23 protein-coding genes are annotated in these 16,625 nt (G+C 33.0%); 16 read left to right on the top strand and 7 right to left on the bottom strand.

Annotated features, from left to right (window positions below; all coding sequences use genetic code 11):
• Positions 1-30: 30 nt before the first annotated feature.
• Both GMB29_RS16120 and GMB29_RS16115 read left to right on the top strand, forming a co-directional pair.
• Positions 31-708, top strand: a complete 678-nt coding sequence (locus GMB29_RS16120; protein WP_136358104.1) for a reverse transcriptase-like protein — start codon at positions 31-33, stop codon at positions 706-708.
• Positions 701-877, top strand: a complete 177-nt coding sequence (locus tag GMB29_RS16115; protein ID WP_136358102.1) for a zinc-finger domain-containing protein — start codon at positions 701-703, stop codon at positions 875-877. Before GMB29_RS16120 ends, GMB29_RS16115 begins: the two co-directional genes overlap by 8 nt.
• A gap of 38 nt (positions 878-915) precedes the next feature.
• On the opposite strand, the gene GMB29_RS16110 is transcribed toward GMB29_RS16115, so the two are convergent.
• Positions 916-1,182 carry a DUF2564 family protein gene (locus GMB29_RS16110; RefSeq protein ID WP_227551373.1) on the bottom strand — a complete coding sequence of 89 codons (267 nt, stop codon included), beginning with the start codon at positions 1,180-1,182 and terminating at the stop codon, positions 916-918.
• A gap of 316 nt (positions 1,183-1,498) precedes the next feature.
• Here GMB29_RS16110 and GMB29_RS16105 point away from each other — a divergent pair, with 316 nt between their 5' ends.
• Positions 1,499-1,699: a hypothetical protein gene (locus GMB29_RS16105; protein ID WP_136358100.1), complete on the top strand. Its 201-nt coding sequence runs from the start codon at positions 1,499-1,501 to the stop codon at positions 1,697-1,699.
• 146 nt (positions 1,700-1,845) lie between these two features.
• Here the strand turns inward: GMB29_RS16105 and cspD are convergent, their stop codons facing one another.
• Positions 1,846-2,046 carry a cold-shock protein CspD gene (gene cspD / locus GMB29_RS16100; protein WP_026562601.1) on the bottom strand — a complete coding sequence of 67 codons (201 nt, stop codon included), beginning with the start codon at positions 2,044-2,046 and terminating at the stop codon, positions 1,846-1,848.
• 262 nt (positions 2,047-2,308) lie between these two features.
• On the opposite strand from cspD, the gene GMB29_RS16095 reads away from it, so the two are divergent.
• Together GMB29_RS16095 and GMB29_RS16090 are read left to right on the top strand one after the other, a co-directional pair.
• The gene (locus tag GMB29_RS16095; protein WP_136358098.1) at positions 2,309-2,560 is read left to right on the top strand and encodes a hypothetical protein; all 252 of its coding nucleotides are present in this window, start codon (positions 2,309-2,311) and stop codon (positions 2,558-2,560) included.
• Positions 2,561-2,677: 117 nt separating this feature from the next.
• Positions 2,678-2,944: a phosphocarrier protein HPr gene (locus GMB29_RS16090; RefSeq protein ID WP_136358096.1), complete on the top strand. Its 267-nt coding sequence runs from the start codon at positions 2,678-2,680 to the stop codon at positions 2,942-2,944.
• 56 nt (positions 2,945-3,000) lie between these two features.
• Here GMB29_RS16090 and GMB29_RS27075 read toward each other — a convergent pair whose 3' ends face one another.
• The 4 genes from GMB29_RS27075 to metA form a co-directional block, all read right to left on the bottom strand.
• On the bottom strand, positions 3,001-3,153 hold the full coding sequence (locus tag GMB29_RS27075; RefSeq protein ID WP_168733962.1) for a hypothetical protein: 153 nt from the start codon (positions 3,151-3,153) through the stop codon (positions 3,001-3,003).
• 235 nt (positions 3,154-3,388) lie between these two features.
• Positions 3,389-4,384: a metal-dependent hydrolase gene (locus tag GMB29_RS16085; RefSeq protein ID WP_168733961.1), complete on the bottom strand. Its 996-nt coding sequence runs from the start codon at positions 4,382-4,384 to the stop codon at positions 3,389-3,391.
• 104 nt (positions 4,385-4,488) lie between these two features.
• Positions 4,489-5,646 (bottom strand): diglucosyl diacylglycerol synthase, encoded by a 1,158-nt coding sequence (locus GMB29_RS16080; RefSeq protein ID WP_136358092.1) that lies wholly within the window; start codon positions 5,644-5,646, stop codon positions 4,489-4,491.
• Between the two features lie 382 nt (positions 5,647-6,028).
• Positions 6,029-6,937 carry a homoserine O-acetyltransferase MetA gene (gene metA, locus GMB29_RS16075; protein ID WP_136358090.1) on the bottom strand — a complete coding sequence of 303 codons (909 nt, stop codon included), beginning with the start codon at positions 6,935-6,937 and terminating at the stop codon, positions 6,029-6,031.
• Positions 6,938-7,114: 177 nt separating this feature from the next.
• Here metA and GMB29_RS16070 point away from each other — a divergent pair, with 177 nt between their 5' ends.
• Entirely contained in the window at positions 7,115-8,806 is a 1,692-nt protein-coding gene (locus GMB29_RS16070; RefSeq protein WP_136358088.1) for a formate--tetrahydrofolate ligase, read from the top strand.
• A 9-nt stretch (positions 8,807-8,815) separates the two neighbouring features.
• Entirely contained in the window at positions 8,816-9,319 is a 504-nt protein-coding gene (locus GMB29_RS16065) for a hypothetical protein (protein ID WP_136358086.1), read from the top strand.
• Between the two features lie 235 nt (positions 9,320-9,554).
• Here the strand turns inward: GMB29_RS16065 and GMB29_RS16060 are convergent, their stop codons facing one another.
• Positions 9,555-9,791 carry a hypothetical protein gene (locus tag GMB29_RS16060; RefSeq protein WP_136358084.1) on the bottom strand — a complete coding sequence of 79 codons (237 nt, stop codon included), beginning with the start codon at positions 9,789-9,791 and terminating at the stop codon, positions 9,555-9,557.
• 121 nt (positions 9,792-9,912) lie between these two features.
• On the opposite strand from GMB29_RS16060, the gene GMB29_RS16055 reads away from it, so the two are divergent.
• The 9 genes from GMB29_RS16055 to GMB29_RS16015 all read left to right on the top strand — a co-directional run bounded on the left by GMB29_RS16055 (position 9,913) and on the right by GMB29_RS16015 (position 16,581).
• A complete protein-coding gene (locus GMB29_RS16055; protein ID WP_136358082.1) occupies positions 9,913-10,572 on the top strand; it encodes an HD domain-containing protein in 660 nt (219 codons plus the stop codon).
• A 43-nt stretch (positions 10,573-10,615) separates the two neighbouring features.
• Positions 10,616-11,740 (top strand): conserved virulence factor C family protein, encoded by a 1,125-nt coding sequence (locus GMB29_RS16050; RefSeq protein ID WP_136358080.1) that lies wholly within the window; start codon positions 10,616-10,618, stop codon positions 11,738-11,740.
• Between the two features lie 101 nt (positions 11,741-11,841).
• A complete protein-coding gene (locus tag GMB29_RS16045; RefSeq protein ID WP_136358078.1) occupies positions 11,842-12,276 on the top strand; it encodes a BrxA/BrxB family bacilliredoxin in 435 nt (144 codons plus the stop codon).
• 60 nt (positions 12,277-12,336) lie between these two features.
• On the top strand, positions 12,337-13,116 hold the full coding sequence (locus GMB29_RS16040) for a class I SAM-dependent methyltransferase (protein WP_136358076.1): 780 nt from the start codon (positions 12,337-12,339) through the stop codon (positions 13,114-13,116).
• 31 nt (positions 13,117-13,147) lie between these two features.
• Complete coding sequence (locus GMB29_RS16035) at positions 13,148-13,279, top strand: YuzL family protein (protein ID WP_136358074.1); 132 nt, start codon at positions 13,148-13,150, stop codon at positions 13,277-13,279.
• A 397-nt stretch (positions 13,280-13,676) separates the two neighbouring features.
• Positions 13,677-14,276, top strand: a complete 600-nt coding sequence (locus GMB29_RS16030) for a YpjP family protein (protein ID WP_136358072.1) — start codon at positions 13,677-13,679, stop codon at positions 14,274-14,276.
• A 226-nt stretch (positions 14,277-14,502) separates the two neighbouring features.
• On the top strand, positions 14,503-15,240 hold the full coding sequence (locus tag GMB29_RS16025; protein WP_136358070.1) for an anthrax toxin lethal factor-related metalloendopeptidase: 738 nt from the start codon (positions 14,503-14,505) through the stop codon (positions 15,238-15,240).
• 55 nt (positions 15,241-15,295) lie between these two features.
• Complete coding sequence (locus tag GMB29_RS16020; protein WP_136358068.1) at positions 15,296-16,090, top strand: thymidylate synthase; 795 nt, start codon at positions 15,296-15,298, stop codon at positions 16,088-16,090.
• On the top strand, positions 16,087-16,581 hold the full coding sequence (locus tag GMB29_RS16015; protein ID WP_136358066.1) for a dihydrofolate reductase: 495 nt from the start codon (positions 16,087-16,089) through the stop codon (positions 16,579-16,581). The genes GMB29_RS16020 and GMB29_RS16015 overlap by 4 nt, the downstream gene beginning before the upstream one ends.
• Positions 16,582-16,625 lie beyond the last annotated feature (44 nt).

Below are 16,625 nucleotides of genomic sequence, written 5' to 3'. Positions count from 1 at the left end.
ATATATTGATCACGTTCAGGAGTGAAGGAAATGAAGTATAAAATTGAATGGTCTTATCAAACAAAAAAGAAATTTCAAACTTTAATTTCAACCGAATATCTTTCATTAAACGATACCATTTTTTTTGCAGAAGATTTTTTACAAACTGGAAGAGTAAAACAATTAGACTTTACATCTGAGGACGGGCAATCTTGGACGTTAAAAGAATTGAAAAAGTTAAAGGATATTGTTAAAGATGAACCACATGATGTTGTTGCTTTTTTTGATGGGGGTTATCAAAAAGAAACGAAACAAGCTGGATTTGGTGTTGTTATTTACTATACACAGAGCAGTAAGCGATTTCGGATAAGAATGAATGAAAAGGTAGATGAGCTAACATCAAATAATGAAGCTGAATATGCTGCATTTTTATATTTAGTGAATGTGCTGGAGGAGTTTGGAATAATAAAGCAAAAGATCGTATTTAAAGGTGATTCACAGGTTGTATTAAATCAGCTTTCTGGAGAATGGCCATGTTATGAAGAAGAATTTACAATTTGGTTAGACCGAATCGAAAATAAACTGGAGAAGCTAGTTATTACACCTGAGTATGTAGCCATTTCAAGAAAAGATAATCAAGAAGCAGATAAGCTGGCAACTCAAGCAATGAATGGTATTGAAATAAGAAGTAAAATGATAATAAACGAGGAAGTTGACGAAGATGAGTAAAAAACAAACTTTTCAAGAAATAAACGAAATATTAGATACTTTTTGTGTTGACTGTTTACTAAAGAAGCATTTTCGTCAAGAACATGGGAAGAGGTATGCTCACTCATTTTGTATTAACCAATGTACAGTTGGCCAAAAAATAAAAGAAATGGGCGAAAAACTCACTTAATCAATTAAAATAAAAAAATCCGCATAGTGCGGATTTTTTTATTGCTTTGCTTCTGATAATTGATGCTCACATTGATTAAGGAGTTCTTGTTGTTTTAGTAAAAATTCTTGATCAACACCTGTTTTGGGTGAACGATTCATGATCTCTTTAGCGTCTCGTATAGCATTTTCAGCGTGATGAATCGCCTCAGGGTCTAATTGCATAGTTGCGGAACCAACCATTTTTTGAGCTGCCTTTACTGACATTTCAATTTGACTAAGTTCATTCATTCCGCTTATTAAATCTGTATGATTTATTTGATCCACTTGAAACACCTCCAGATTATCGCTGAGTAATGGGCAGCAAAACGATGACTTCAAAGAAGGATAAGAAGGGAATATACTGCCCAAACAGCTCGGTAATATCAAAATGCAAGAAATCCAACAGATTGAAGTCTCGCTTTATAGTCTTTGGATTTTTTTAAAAATTATTCGTTAAAAAAAACAATTAGATACATATATCGAAAATTGAAATGACGTGTTAAAATGTAGAAAGACATAGTTCGTGTAAAAATATAACACAAATATAAAACTTTTTAACTATACATAGATTCGAATTGACTGAATAAAGGGGTGGAGTTAATTGGAAAATGAGCAATTAGTATCAACAATAAAGGAGGCGTTCTCGGAAATTTATCGAGACTTGGATAAATTAGTCTTTATAGCGAACAATGCAAATGTCTTCAACCAACTTGAAGTGAGCAGAATTGAAAAAAACATTAAACAAAATGTAAAAGCAATTGAATACATACTAGTTAGTCAAAAAGTAAATTCACCACGTTGAGCTTGTTAATATGGCGAGGAGCTTTGCAGATTGCAGTTATTGAATAACGATGATGATTTGGAATTGATAAAATAAAAAGAGGCGGAGAAATTCTCCAGCCTCTATTAGTTATTGTGTTTATGGTTAGTCACAAGAAAAGCTTGTGATTATAACTTTGTAACGTTAGCAGCTTGTGGTCCACGGTTACCTTCAACGATTTCGAATGAAACTTCTTGACCTTCTTCTAATGATTTGTAACCTTCACCTTGGATAGCTGTGAAGTGTACGAATACATCGTCTCCACCTTCAACTTCGATAAATCCAAAACCTTTTTCATTGTTAAACCATTTTACTTTACCGTTTTGCATAGTACTTAATCCTCCTAATACTGTAGCACAGGTGGTGCTAAAAAAAATTTATCATAAACAGAATATAATATGTAAAGATATGATGAAATTACCATATATACTCAGCTTATTGATATTTTAATAATACATCAGTTTCATAATATTCGTCAAGATCAAGTAGTATATTTTAACAAAACTTTCAGATATTTTCTATAAGAATAAAACATAAATACACTCACACGTACGAGCATATATATGGTAAAAAAAGAGGGGACGAATCCATATGCAAAAACTACATTTATTCAAGGATGATATTTATATTACTAGTAGCCGTAGAATTGATGATATTGGGTTTACAAGAGCTTGTAAAATGATTAAAAAAGCTCAAAGCGAGATTTTGTCGATGGAAAAGTCATCCGTCATTATTCTGCAAGATCATGAAAAGTATTCATTTGTCATTGAACGGATGAATACTGATACATTTACAATTCATGTTCAATATGAAATAAACGGCATAAATGTGTATCAAATTTAGTTCCTTTTTTATGAAAAAAGCTTATAATATTTATAATGAGTATTTGTAGTAATTTGTTACAAATATAAAAAAATACATAGAATTAAGGGATTGGCTTAATTGGAAGGGTGAGTTTAAATGGTTGAAAAAACGTTTACAATTACACACGAAGCTGGGTTGCATGCAAGACCAGCAACAGCATTAGTGAATGCTGTTAACTCATTCACATCAGATGTAAATCTAGAGGCGAATGGAAGAACTGTTAACTTAAAATCAATAATGGGAGTTATGTCACTAGGAATATCAAAAGGTGTACAAGTGAAAGTTTCTGCAAATGGTAGTGATGAAGAAGCAGCACTTGAAGCGGTTGAACGAGCTATAAAGGCTGAAGAACTAGGTGTATAAGTAAAATAAAATTCATCTAAAAACGTTGACAAAACAGCCACTAAGTGGCTGTTTTTTTATTCTTCTCTTGATTTATCTCTTTGATCTTTATTTCGTTTGTTTCCTTTACTATTATCTCCGGGAATATGATCTTCTGCCAACTCCAATTGATATTTTCCATTTTGTGGACCGTTTTGATTATTACTGCCTTTGTTGAATTTTTTAGTCATACATATCCTCCTAATAAAGTTAAATATTATAGTATTTTACTTAAATATTCTGTGTATGCGTTAGAAGAAAAAACGACATTCATTTACCTCATTACTATCTCCATCTGGCATAATTGTTTATGCACATTTATCGAATAAATGTAACTGCCGTCTATTTTTTTAGTTAGAATTGAAGGTAAGTAAACAAAAAAATGTCTGACCAATGATTAATATGGTCAGACATATACGTATAAGATTATCGTTCTAATGCTCGATTTTGATTCGAAGGCAATTTTTCATTTCGATTTTTTATGTTGTGCATCCAACCTGTACTTGAATGAATAATCGTTTGTTCCCGATTAAATTTGACGATAGCCATATATGGAAATCGATCCTTATGACGAAAACGTAAGTCAATCCAATGAACTTCAAATCCTGATAGAGAATGGTAGGATATTGCATGTGTATGTTTAGAATTAGCTATAAAATGCTGGACATTTTTATCTTGTAATGAAGCTTTAATAAGTTGAGCATTAGGATCATGGCGTACAAAATGTTGAAACAAATTAATTTTATTTCCGTTTACAAAACCAACATGATAAGCTGAATCTGTTTCGAATACAAAGTCCCATTTATGTAACCACATAGTAGGGATAAAGGTTATATTTCCTCTTTTTTGTGTGTTTTTCATAACGAAAGATCGCTTCTGTTTATAGACTAGATATCTCATTGCTACATATAAAAGTAAAACCAAATATCCGCAGCTAAAGACTATTCCAGGAGGATATCCGATTAACCATAAGATAAAACCAATTAGGTGGATGAAGATAATAATAGGATCAAATAAAGGAATAAAATTTAATGAAAGCCAATTTTTTGTGAAAGGTCTTCCAGCTTGTGTCCCATAGGGGTTCAAAATATCAAATCCAACGTGTATAACGACAGATATGAAAGTCCAATATAAGAGCGGTAAAAAAGAAACATCTCTAAAAAATAAATAAATAATTCCGGCAACAAAAAGCGTCCAAATGAAAAGAGCAGGTATGGAATGCGATAGCCCGCGATGATGTTCAGTATACATGCCCCGACCTTTAACAAGTTTTATGGCATAATCAAAATCAGGTGCATTTGATCCAATAACAGTTCCTAATAAAATGGCCTGAGCAAGCTCAGGATTAGATGAAACAGCAGGATCTATAAAGCTTAATCCTGCTAATCCAAAACCCATGATAATATGAGTACTTGTATCCATTTTAACCTCCAGGAAAATGTAAATTAACCCGTTCATCCCCAACCATTTTAATACGAAACAATGATTATTTACTTTTCCATTTGATCATTCCATTTAAATATAGTTTAGTAGTTTACTGAGCCAGCCATCATATGTTTATCTTTAATATAAGCAGCTTCTTTGATCATATCGTTTACTATCAAGTCAGCTGAATGTGGAACATGAAGTTTTTTTATATTTACTTTCATGTCAGTTAATTTTTTTTCATCAGATAATAATTGATGCACTTTGTCTGTTATATCTTCAATCTGGTTCACAATAATTGCAGCATGATTGTCTTCAAAGAAATGAGCATTTTCTTTTTCTTGTCCTGGGACTGGTTTGAATAGTACGACAGGAACGCCCAGTGCTGTTGCTTCTGTTAATGTAATTCCACCAGGTTTTGTTATCATACATGAGGCTATCCGATATAGTTCATCAATTCTTTCTACATAACTCAATACTTTGAATTGATTAGGGTAATTTGTAGCGAGAGAATCCAGACTCTCTTTTAAAATTGTGTTATTGCCACAAACAACAACTATTTGGATTTCGTCAGACTTCGAAATAAATGACTGACAAAGTTCTTTAACATTTTTTAGAACACCATGAGCACCAGCCATGATCAAAAGTGTTTTTTTAGTAGGGTCCAACTCGTATTTTTGATAAATTTCTCGTGTATTTATTTCTTCTTCGAATTGAGTCCTGATTGGAATACCAGTTACTTTTACGGTACTAGGATGAATGCCTAATTGAATTAACTTTTCTTTTACATGATTTGATGCAACATAGTACTTATCAATATTTTCATGTACCCAAATTCTGTGTAAACAGAAATCAGTTAAAACGTTAAAAGTTGGAATAATAGTTCCCGTTTTTCTTCGATATTCAGGGACGACGATCATTGGGAATGTATTAATAATCATATCAGGCTGCTCACTCGTTACAATCTGGTGTAATCGTTTGTGTCCCATTTTAAAGTAGAGATTCATCATTCTTTTGTTATAAATTTTATCTACTCCATAATAAAATAAACGATAAAACTGCTTACCTATTGAGAAGCTTTTTAAATATAAATACTGCGTAATCTCCGAAAAAACAGGAAATGATTCTGAATAAAGATTACAGACAATAACCTTTTCAAACCCAAGTTTTTTACACTGATTTTCTAGTGTTTTTGCAACTTGTACATGCCCATTGCCATACTTAGCTGTTAAGATTAACACTTTTGAATTGCTTTTCAACATATTCACCTCAATCTAGTTAGAAACGAATCCCAACAACAATATTAACAGTTCCTCATACAGGTGCATGGTGCAAATGGATGCCTGCATCAATTTTGAGGAGAAATTCAGTTTCATAACAAAGCCAACAAATTAAGTTAATAGGGCCGCATGCCTTTCCTTCATAAATAAAGATATGAAAAGAACAACTGAATTTGTCTTAAAGATTACCATATAAATGTTACTTTTCTATAAAGTAATTATTAAGTATTTCTTAAGATGTAATATTGTAAAGATTTAATGAAGGAATGTTAACATTTGCTGCTTATCAAGGGTAAAAAGATAACATTACTTTTATAAGCAAAACGAATGAAAAGCATGATGGAAATTTGAGAACGATCTTTTATTCCCAAATATAAGGTGTTTCTTGGTATACATAATAATTTAGCCAATTCACAAATAGCAGGTTTGCGTGTGATCTCCAACAATGGATCGGTTGATTTTTTGGATCATCGTTAACAAAGTAGTTTTCTGGAATATCAACAGTGAGTCCTTTTGCTATATCTCTTTCATATTCATCTTTGAGTGACATACGTTCATATTCAGGATGACCAGTTAAGAATATTTGCTTTCCGTCCTCAGACATTACTAGACAAACACCCGCATCTTCCGAATAAGTGAGAATTTGTAAATTCGAATCAGCTTCAATTTCTTTTTTAAAGACATCTGTATGTCTAGAATGTGGGACATAATAGTAATCATCAAACCCTCTTAATAATTTTACAGTCGGATTTACAATTTCATGCTTAAAAATACCAAAGCATTTTTTTTCCAGTTTATATTTATTTACGCCATAGTGATGGAAAAGTCCTGCTTGTGCTCCCCAACATATATGTAAAGTTGAGGTTACATTTGTTTTAGTCCAATCCATAATTTCTTTTAGTTCTGGCCAATACGAAACCTCTTCAAAAGCTAAATGTTCGATTGGTGCACCAGTAATGATCATTCCATCGAATTTCTTATGTTGTATATGTTTAAAAGTTGTATAAAATTCCTCTAAATGTTCAATTGATGTTGTTTTTGATGTGTGTGTTTCAGGTCTTAAAAATGTGATGTTTAATTGAAGTGGAGAATTCCCCAGTAAACGTAATAATTGAGTTTCTGTTTTTTCTTTCTCAGGCATAATATTTAAAATAACAATGTTTAATGGTCGTATATCTTGAGAATACGCTCTTTTTTCTTCCATAATAAAAATATTTTCTTGTTCAAGTATTTCTTTTGCTGGTAAATGACTAGGTATGTTAATCGGCAAAACAGGCACCTCCGTATTTTCTCTGTAGTAGAATCTGATTCTTTATTATAAAAAGTTTAGAAAATTATTTCAATTCAATATTTTGCTGCAGGGTTTTTACTTATCAAAAAATTAATAAGATATGCATATATGGTAAAATATTCTGAATGATAAATCTAGTAAAGTGAGGAAAAAACTGTGGACACTAATAAAATATATAAATCAGATATTGAAATTGCTCAACAAGCAACATTATTGCCTATTAAGCATGTTGCTGAGAAGTTTTTAAATCTTCAAGAGGAAGAATTGGAGTTGTATGGTAAATATAAAGCAAAGCTCTCACTAACACTCCTTGACCGATTAAAGAATAAAAAGCCGGGTCAAGTTATTCTGGTTACCTCAATAAATCCAACTTCAGCAGGAGAAGGAAAATCAACCGTAACTGTTGGTTTAGGGCAAGCATTAAATCAGTTAAACAAAAAAGCAATTATTGCAATGCGTGAGCCTTCACTTGGTCCGACTATGGGGCTAAAAGGTGGTGCAACCGGTGGAGGCTTTTCTCAAGTACTGCCTATGGATGAAATTAATCTCCATTTTACAGGAGATCTTCACGCAATTACAACAGCAAATAATGCATTAGCATCATTTATTGATAATCATATTTATCAAGGAAATAAACTCCGTATCGACCCGAGGCGAATCGTTTGGAAACGAGTATTAGATTTAAATGACCGTTCGCTTCGTAATATTACTATTGGTCTTGGCGGTCCAATGAACGGGGTACCGCGAGAAGATCATTTTGATATAACTGTCGCTTCTGAAATAATGGCTATATTATGTTTAGCTGAAAGTCTATCAGATTTACGAACTAGACTTTCAAAAATTGTCATTGGATATACTTATGAAAACACGCCTATTACGGTAGGAGAATTAGGATATGAGGGTGCACTAACCTTATTATTGAAAGATGCAATAAAACCCAATTTAGTACAAACCATTGAACATACACCTGCAATTATTCATGGTGGTCCATTTGCAAATATTGCACATGGCTGTAACAGTTTATTGGCGACAAAAATGGCTTCTAAACTAGGTGATTATGTAGTAACAGAGGCAGGTTTTGGTGCAGACCTTGGGGCTGAAAAATTTCTAAATATAAAAGCGCGAATTGGCAAGATTTCTCCTGCTGCAGTTGTAATCGTTGCCACAATTAGAGCACTGAAATTACATGGTGGAATAAAAAAAGAAAACCTGTTACAGGAAAATACAACAGCTTTAATGAACGGCATAGCGAATTTAAACAAACATATTGAAACGATAAAAGGCTTTGGCTTACCATATGTTGTGGCAATAAATAAATTTATTACAGATACCGATGATGAAATTAATGCAGTCATTGATTGGTGTGATAAAGAAGCACATCCACAAGCTCTATGCGAAGTATGGGAGCATGGAGGAAAAGGAGGTATTGATTTAGCTAATAAAGTACTTTCTATTATAGATTCGAAAGAGAACCATTTTCATCAATTATATGATCAAAATGAATCTATAAAGGAGAAAATTATGAGCATAGCAAGTAAAGTATACGGAGCAACTGGTGTCCAGTATACTAGTATTGCAGAAAGACAAATCAAAGAATTTGAACAACTAGGATGGAGTGAATTGCCAATCTGTATGGCAAAAACTCAATACTCTTTAACAGATCAAGCACATCTAGTAGGAAGACCGGAAAATTTCACACTCACAATTAGAGAATTCAAAATTTCACTAGGTGCTGGTTTTATTGTGGCTTTAACCGGAAATATCATGACAATGCCAGGATTACCGAAGAAACCAGCAGCTCTTGCAATGGATGTAAATGAGGCTGGTTTTGCTACGGGTTTATTTTAGGGGGTAAAAATGATTGATCCAACCGTATTTGATAACCTAAAAGTAATAGTTGAAGGGTATATTTATGATTTAGATCTTGAAAAGGAAATATCTGTGATAAATAGAAGCGATCTGATTGATTTAGCTAGAATGTCCAGAAGTTATTTGATTACTTTTTCAAATATTGAAAAGAGTCCTTCATCTGTTACTTTTGAAATAGAAATGAAACATAAACAACTCTCAGGTGAACTTCAGGAAACAATTCTTTACCCTGTTTGCCATATCAAGTTAACACTACAAGAGGAGATTAATGGAAAAGAATATGACGAGCTTTTATTAAGAAAACTTAAAAAGCTTTGGGGAGATGAGCATTTGATCAAGCTCTTTGTAACAAAAGAGATAACATCTCCCATTAAAAATTATCAGCACCAATACCAGATATGTTTTAACACAACATATGGCGAGGACGATATCGAAGCTTTATTACAAATTGTCGATCAATCGATCTCCTTGTTAAGAACGATGACAAGATAGTAACCGTGTCAAGTGAACCATTGTCAGCTTTCTTTGTACGAAAGGAAAATACTAGCAAAGCAAAAATCGATATATTTTAGAGTGTTTCAAGCAGAAGGTAATATCTTTAGGTAATGCATTAGCAATTTATTACTTTATTCTAATGATCATTTCATGTACTAGTATTCATATCTGATAGTAATAAACGAATGAAAGAAGTCTTATAATAAGGCTTTATTAATGTGGAAACAAGGGATTATAGCACCAAAGTATATTGGATCTTTTTTGATGGGAGTGGTGTGATTGAGTAAATACGATAACCAATGCTTATTAATTGTGATAATGTTTCAGCACAATTTTCACGAGCTGGCTCTATAGGTGCATGGTAGCTTTTATAAAGGGCACTAAACACATTTTTTTCCGTACAATGAAGCAAGACAACATGTCTTCCGTGCCATGCTTGACCAATTAAAGTTTGCGGTGCTCTATACATATTAATTATTCACATCCTTCATATTTGTTAGGATAATATATGATATTTGACTAGTCCTTTGTTCTTTATTTATTAAAATTACCTTTTAAACAATGTGAATATAATGTAAGGAGTATAATTAATGAAAGAAAAAGATGTAATAACCAAAATTGAAAATGTTGTCTATCAAATCCTGCAAAAAGAGGGAAGCGGGCATGATTGGTGGCATATTGAACGTGTAAGAAGGATGGCAGTTCGAATTGCTGATGCAGAACATGCAAATCGTTTTATTGTTGAATTGGCGGCATTACTACATGATTTAATTGATGATAAACTTCCAGAAAATATGAAACTAGATATACATGATGTTGAACAAATATTAGAGAGAATGGGCATTTCAGACGAAGATGTTTTAGAAATAATAAACATTATCCAAATTATAAGTTTTCGTAAACAAACTCCGAGTAGTCAACTGTCGCTTGAAGCAAAGGTTGTTCAAGATGCTGATCGACTTGATGCAATAGGTGCAATTGGTATTGCGAGAACCTTTGCATATGCAGGAGCGAAAGGAAATCTTATTTATCAGCCAAATGACCAAAAAGGTACTGACGCAATCGGCCATTTTTATGATAAATTACTAAAGCTTAAGGATTTAATGAATACAGCTACTGGGAAATGTCTTGCCGAGGAGAGACATCAGTATTTACATACATATTTAGAACAATTTTATCGAGAGTGGAATGGTCTAAATGAGTTAGAAAATAACTTTTCACCAAACGTTATGATTAGCCGTGGAAAATAGGCTATGTTACAATACTATTACGAATGAAAGGAGTGCTCATATCATGAAAATTAAGTCAATTGAACCTACTCCTAGTCCTAATACGATGAAGGTGCTGCTCTCGGAAGAACTTCCCTCAGGAAAAAGCAATAATTATAAAAAGGATCAGGCACATGAAGCACCCGGTATTATAGGTGATATTTTACATATAGATGGAGTAAAAGGCGTTTATCATGTAGCGGATTTTCTGGCTGTTGAGAGGAATGCTAAATATGATTGGAAAGATATATTAGCACTAGTCCGTCAAGCATTTGGCGAACAGGTTGATGAAGGCAGCTCAAATGAAGGCAAATTAGATGAGGCATTTGGCGAAGTAAAAGTATTTGTACAAATGTTCAACCATATCCCTATGCAAGTAAAATTAACAGACGGTTTGACGGAAACACGCTTTGGTTTGCCTGAACGATTCAAAGAGGCTGTTTTAGCTGCACAACAAGCAAATGAAAACATCGTACTTGATCGTAATTGGAAAGAACATGGAATTAGATATGGTGAACTAGAGGATATTGGAAAAGAAGTAGCAGAAGAAATAAGTGCTGCTTATCCAAATGAAAGATTGCAAAGACTTGTGCAAGCTGCTGCTGATTCGGAGCAAAAAACGAACAGAGTTGGAAAGAAAGCTTATAAAGTTACACTTCAGATGTTAAATGACGAAGACTGGTCTGTACGTTTTGCTCATTTAGATCAATTGGATCCAACTGTAGATGACCTTCCAGTTTTAGAGAAAGCGCTAGATGATGAAAAACCATCGATAAGAAGGCTGGCAACGGTGTATTTAGGCATGATCGAAAATTCGATTGTCTTACCATTATTATTTAAAGCGTTAAAGGATAAATCAGTTACTGTTAGAAGAACGGCAGGAGATTGTTTATCAGATATTGGTGACCCATCTGCAATCCCACCTATGATTGATGCCCTTCAAGATAAGAACAAACTCGTAAGATGGAGAGCAGCAATGTTTTTATATGAAGTAGGAGATGAAACAGCATTGTCAGCATTAAAGCAAGCAGAAGACGATCCTGAATTTGAAGTAAGCATGCAGGTGAAAATGGCAATTGAGCGAATAGAAGGCGGGGAAGAAGCGAAGGGTTCTGTTTGGAAGCAAATGACTGAGCGTAGAAAAGGTTAATACATTAAGACGTGATAAATGATGATGAAGAGTAAGTTGTTTGCATTGTCAAATACCCTATAGTATTCTTTAAATAAATGTTTAGATGTGGAGGGATTTTTATGTCAATGGCATATGACGAATATATGAAACAAGTTGTTAAGCCAATGAGAGCCGAGCTTACAAATGCAGGGTTTGAAGAATTAACAACTGAAGCAGAAGTAGAAGAGTTTATGAAAGTTGCAAAAGGAACAACACTTGTCGTTGTGAACTCTGTATGTGGGTGTGCTGCAGGATTAGCAAGACCTGCTGCAACACAATCTGCCTTAAATTCTGACAAAAAGCCGAATAAACTAGTTACAGTTTTTGCAGGACAAGATAAAGAGGCAACAAGTAAAATGCGTGAGTATTTTAAAGGATATGAGCCTTCATCACCTTCAATGGCACTATTAAAAGACGGTGAAGTTGTTCATTTTATTCCTCGTCATAATATTGAAGGAAATTCGATTGAAAATATCATGCAGAATTTAGAAAATGCCTTCGAGAAATATTGTTAAAAAGGATGCGAAAATGCATCCTTTTTATTATGCATCTAAAAAATGAAAGTGGAGATAAAAATGATCGTAACAACTTCAGGAAGACCCGATAATCAATTAATTCAATTAGCAAACGAAATTTCCCTTGAACTAAACGGTACATTTATAAAGAGAAATAAACAGGCAGTCCAAGATATGAAATCTGCATTTCAAGATACCTTACTTGTTGTAGGGAAAAATCGACTTGAACTTCATGTGATCGATCATGAAAGCCCATTGTTTTTTCATCCGAATTCAGCGATGTTTAGAATTAAAAGACTTCAAAAAGGTGAAAGCGATCTTCTTTGTGAGACTTGTGGACTTAAAGAAGGAGATTCCTTTTTAGATTGTACACTTGGGTTAGCTTCAGATAGTATTATTGCTAGTTTTGTTGTTGGGGACACAGGATATGTGAAAGGGATTGAAGCAAGTCAAAGTTTAGCATATATCGTTAAAAAAGGGCTTCAACAATGGGAAACAGGAATACAAACATTTGATGAAGCAATGAAACGTATTGAAGTGACATCTTCAGATCATTTATCATTTTTACAAAGCTGCCCTGATAAATCCTTTGATGTTATTTATTTTGATCCAATGTTCGAGGAAACGATTGAAGCATCGATTGGACTCTTGCCATTAAAAAGTCTTGCAAACTATTCACAACTTGATGTTAAAACGATAAAGGAAGCAAAGCGTGTCGGTAAAAGAAGAATTGTTTTAAAAGACCATTGGAAAAGTGATCGCTTTATGAAATTAGGTTTCAATGTAAATATCCGCAAATCAGCAAAATTTCATTATGGCGTTATAGAAATAAATGAATAGCAAATGATAATAGTGTGGAGGTGTTATCATTATGACAAAACGTAAAGTTGATCCTTCAAGGGAAGTACTTGGTTCTCCAAATGTGGAGGGACAAGGAACAACAAATAATGAATCAGAGTCAAAGCAGCTTGATTCAGCAAGAAAGAAAAAGAAACGAGTATAAAAAATGGGTGCATACATTTGATGTATGCACCCTCACTTTTTCCATCTTAACCAAGAAATAAACCCCTTGGAAGCTTGATACCCATCATTGGATAAGCCCCTCTAAAGGAAATCACGCTATGTATTTAATCAGTAATTTCTACAAAAATAAAATATGCAAGAGTAACGAAACAGCCAATAAAGAAAAATAAATCATAGCTCATTTTTCTAACCTCCCGAAATGTTATCTTTAATATATGTATGTCTTATTTATTTTAAACGTTTTTGATTACCAATAAAAGTATTTTATCGTTAACAGAATGATTTTCGTTTGATTTGTAATCATTTTGATATATTGTAAATCCAATCTATATGTTAAGATTGTAATATATTAGTATGTTTTGGAAGGACGTTCAGCTATGAATAAATGGTTAAGAAAATCACTTTTTATACTATTCTCAATAGCAACTTTTGGACTTGTTACACCTCCAGCTTCTTTAGCTATACAAGATAAGCCTTCAGAGGATTCATTTTCAAATCCCTCTATTAACGATGAACAAATTGAACGATTTTTACCACCAAAAGTAGATGTAGAACAAATTCCATTTTCAAAGGAACAAGTATTATCTAATTTATTATCTGAAGCTGAACAAAAGTCATACATGAAGTTTGGAGATAAAATTAGCGGAGCAATTGAAGATGAATTTAAAGAAGTCATTTATCCTAAAATGCAAGATATTATTACATATTATATAAATACAGAAAATGATGAGTTATTTCAACATCTTGTTGTCTCAAAACCTTCAGGGGGAACAAGTGAAAAAATATTTCACATATACAATTCGCAAACTGGTAAAGATGTACTGCGTTTTCACGTGCGACGAGAAAACCGTCCATTAGATGGTTATTGGTTCAATTTTCATTATCATACGTATCATGATTCTTTTCAGTCTCATAAGGATTTAGGTAGTATTTATTGGGACAAAAATACGCCGCCAAATTGGATGAGCTACCACTGATACCTTTTTTGTTTCCCGAAAAATGAATAAAATAAGACAAGCACGCATGTTATTTTGCGTGCTTTTTTATTTTACTAGGAAGCAAAGTTAGGTGAATTAATCTTTGTAGAATGATAGTTTAATATGTTGAAATATGGTATTCTATTCATAAAAGTTTTATAACATGAAACCTCATATATCATCCTTTTCCAAACCCTAGTTATTATACAGCGAGAGGAAGAACAACATGAAAAAGGGTATATTTTTCTTATTAATTCCACTTATGTGTCTCCCCTTTTATCATTTAGCTAAAGCTATACCAGAAGGAATGCCGTTATCTACATATTCCTTTAAGTCAAAAGAAGTCATTTTATCGAAACCAATAGTAGGGGAGATCATTCTTTTACCAGAATCATCTTTTTCTGAAGATGAGGTTTTTTCTATGATCAGGAATATAGAAAAAGTCGATCAGAACATCTTAATGCTTGCAGCAAGACAAAATATTAAGATTAAATTATTTAATGGTTCTCTAACAGATCAAGAGGGCTTAACTAGTTTACAAGATAAAAAGCCAAGAGGTTATACGGAATCAGCTCCGAATTGGGATCAAGTACCTGGGATGAGTAAAGATAGAGTCGTTTATGCGAAAATTGGGCATAGTGAATATGGAAAAGGCCATTCATCTGTTTCATTAGAATTACACGAGCTAGCACATGCAATTGATAAATATGTTTTTTATTATGTTCGTAAAGATCCGATGTTTCTCAATATTTGGAAACAAGAAGTGCATCAATTATTTCCAATGCGAAATTATTTTATTCAATTTCCAGAAGAGTACTTTGCAGAATCGTTTGCAATGTATTACCACAACAAAGAAACGAAATTACAATTAAATGAAAAAGCACCACTTACATTTAAGTTTATCCATTCTTTAGAACAAAAAGCGGCCAATCAGCCAAAAATCAAATATGTGAGTTTTCAATAACCTTAAAAATAATGGTAAAATACATGGGGTAATTTAAGTAAGGGAAGTGTAAAAAATGAAACAATATTTAGAATTATGTAAACATGTCCTTGAAAATGGAGTAAAAAAAGGAGACCGAACTGGAACTGGTACAATTAGTACATTTGGATATCAAATGAGATTTGATCTACAGGAAGGATTTCCTTTAATGACAACGAAAAAACTTCATACCAAATCAATCATCCATGAATTGCTTTGGTTTTTAAAAGGAGATACAAATATAAAGTATCTTCAAGAAAATGGGGTTCGAATTTGGAATGAATGGGCAGATGAAAAAGGTGAGTTAGGACCTGTCTATGGTCATCAATGGAGATCATGGCCAGCTAAAGATGGCTCAACGATTGACCAAATTTCAAATGTTGTAAACCAAATAAAAAATAATCCTGATTCTAGAAGATTAATTGTTTCTGCTTGGAATGTGGCTGATGTCGACAACATGGCACTGCCGCCTTGCCATTGTTTTTTTCAATTCTATGTAGCTGATGGCAAACTTTCATGCCAGCTATATCAAAGGTCTGCTGATGTATTTTTAGGTGTTCCATTTAACATTGCTTCATATGCATTATTAGTTCATATGATGGCACAAGCAACAAATTTAGAGGTCGGAGAATTTGTTCATACGTTTGGTGATGTACATATATATACAAATCATCTTGATCAAATCAAAGAACAATTAAAGAGAGAACCCCGTCCATTACCGACTTTAAAAATGAATAGTGATGTATCATCGATTTTTGATTTTACTTTCGACGATTTTACAATTGAAGGATATGATCCACATCCACATATAAAGGGAGCTGTTAGCGTTTGATTTCATTATTGTATGCAATGGATAGAAATCGACTTATCGGTAAAAACAATCAACTTCCATGGCATTTACCACAGGATTTAGCTTATTTTAAGCGTGTTACTATGGGACATACTATTGTAATGGGGAGGAAAACATTTGATTCGATTGGTAAACCATTACCTGGAAGAGAAAATATCATCATTACAAGAGATAAACATTTTACTAGTAATGGTTGCAAAATAATCCATTCAATTGATGAATTACTTGAACTTTCAAGGAATAAAATGGATGAAGAAATATTTGTGATTGGCGGAGCTGAAATCTTTAAAGAAATACTGCCTTATAGTGATCGTTTATATGTAACGAACATCTATCATGAGTTCGAAGGGGATACGTATTTTCCAAGTATAGATGAAAATGAATGGAAAATGATATCAAAAGAACCAGGTATTAAAGATGACAAAAATCCATATGATTTCGATTTTGTCGTCTATGAAAAAATAATAAAATAAAAACAGCCTCAAAAATGAAAGATGAACAACTCATTTTTGAGGCT

Source organism: Metabacillus sediminilitoris, from assembly GCF_009720625.1.
Lineage (GTDB): Bacteria > Bacillota > Bacilli > Bacillales > Bacillaceae > Metabacillus > Metabacillus sediminilitoris.
Note: the sequence above shows the minus strand (reverse complement) of the source record. Positions and strands in the feature narration are given on the sequence as shown.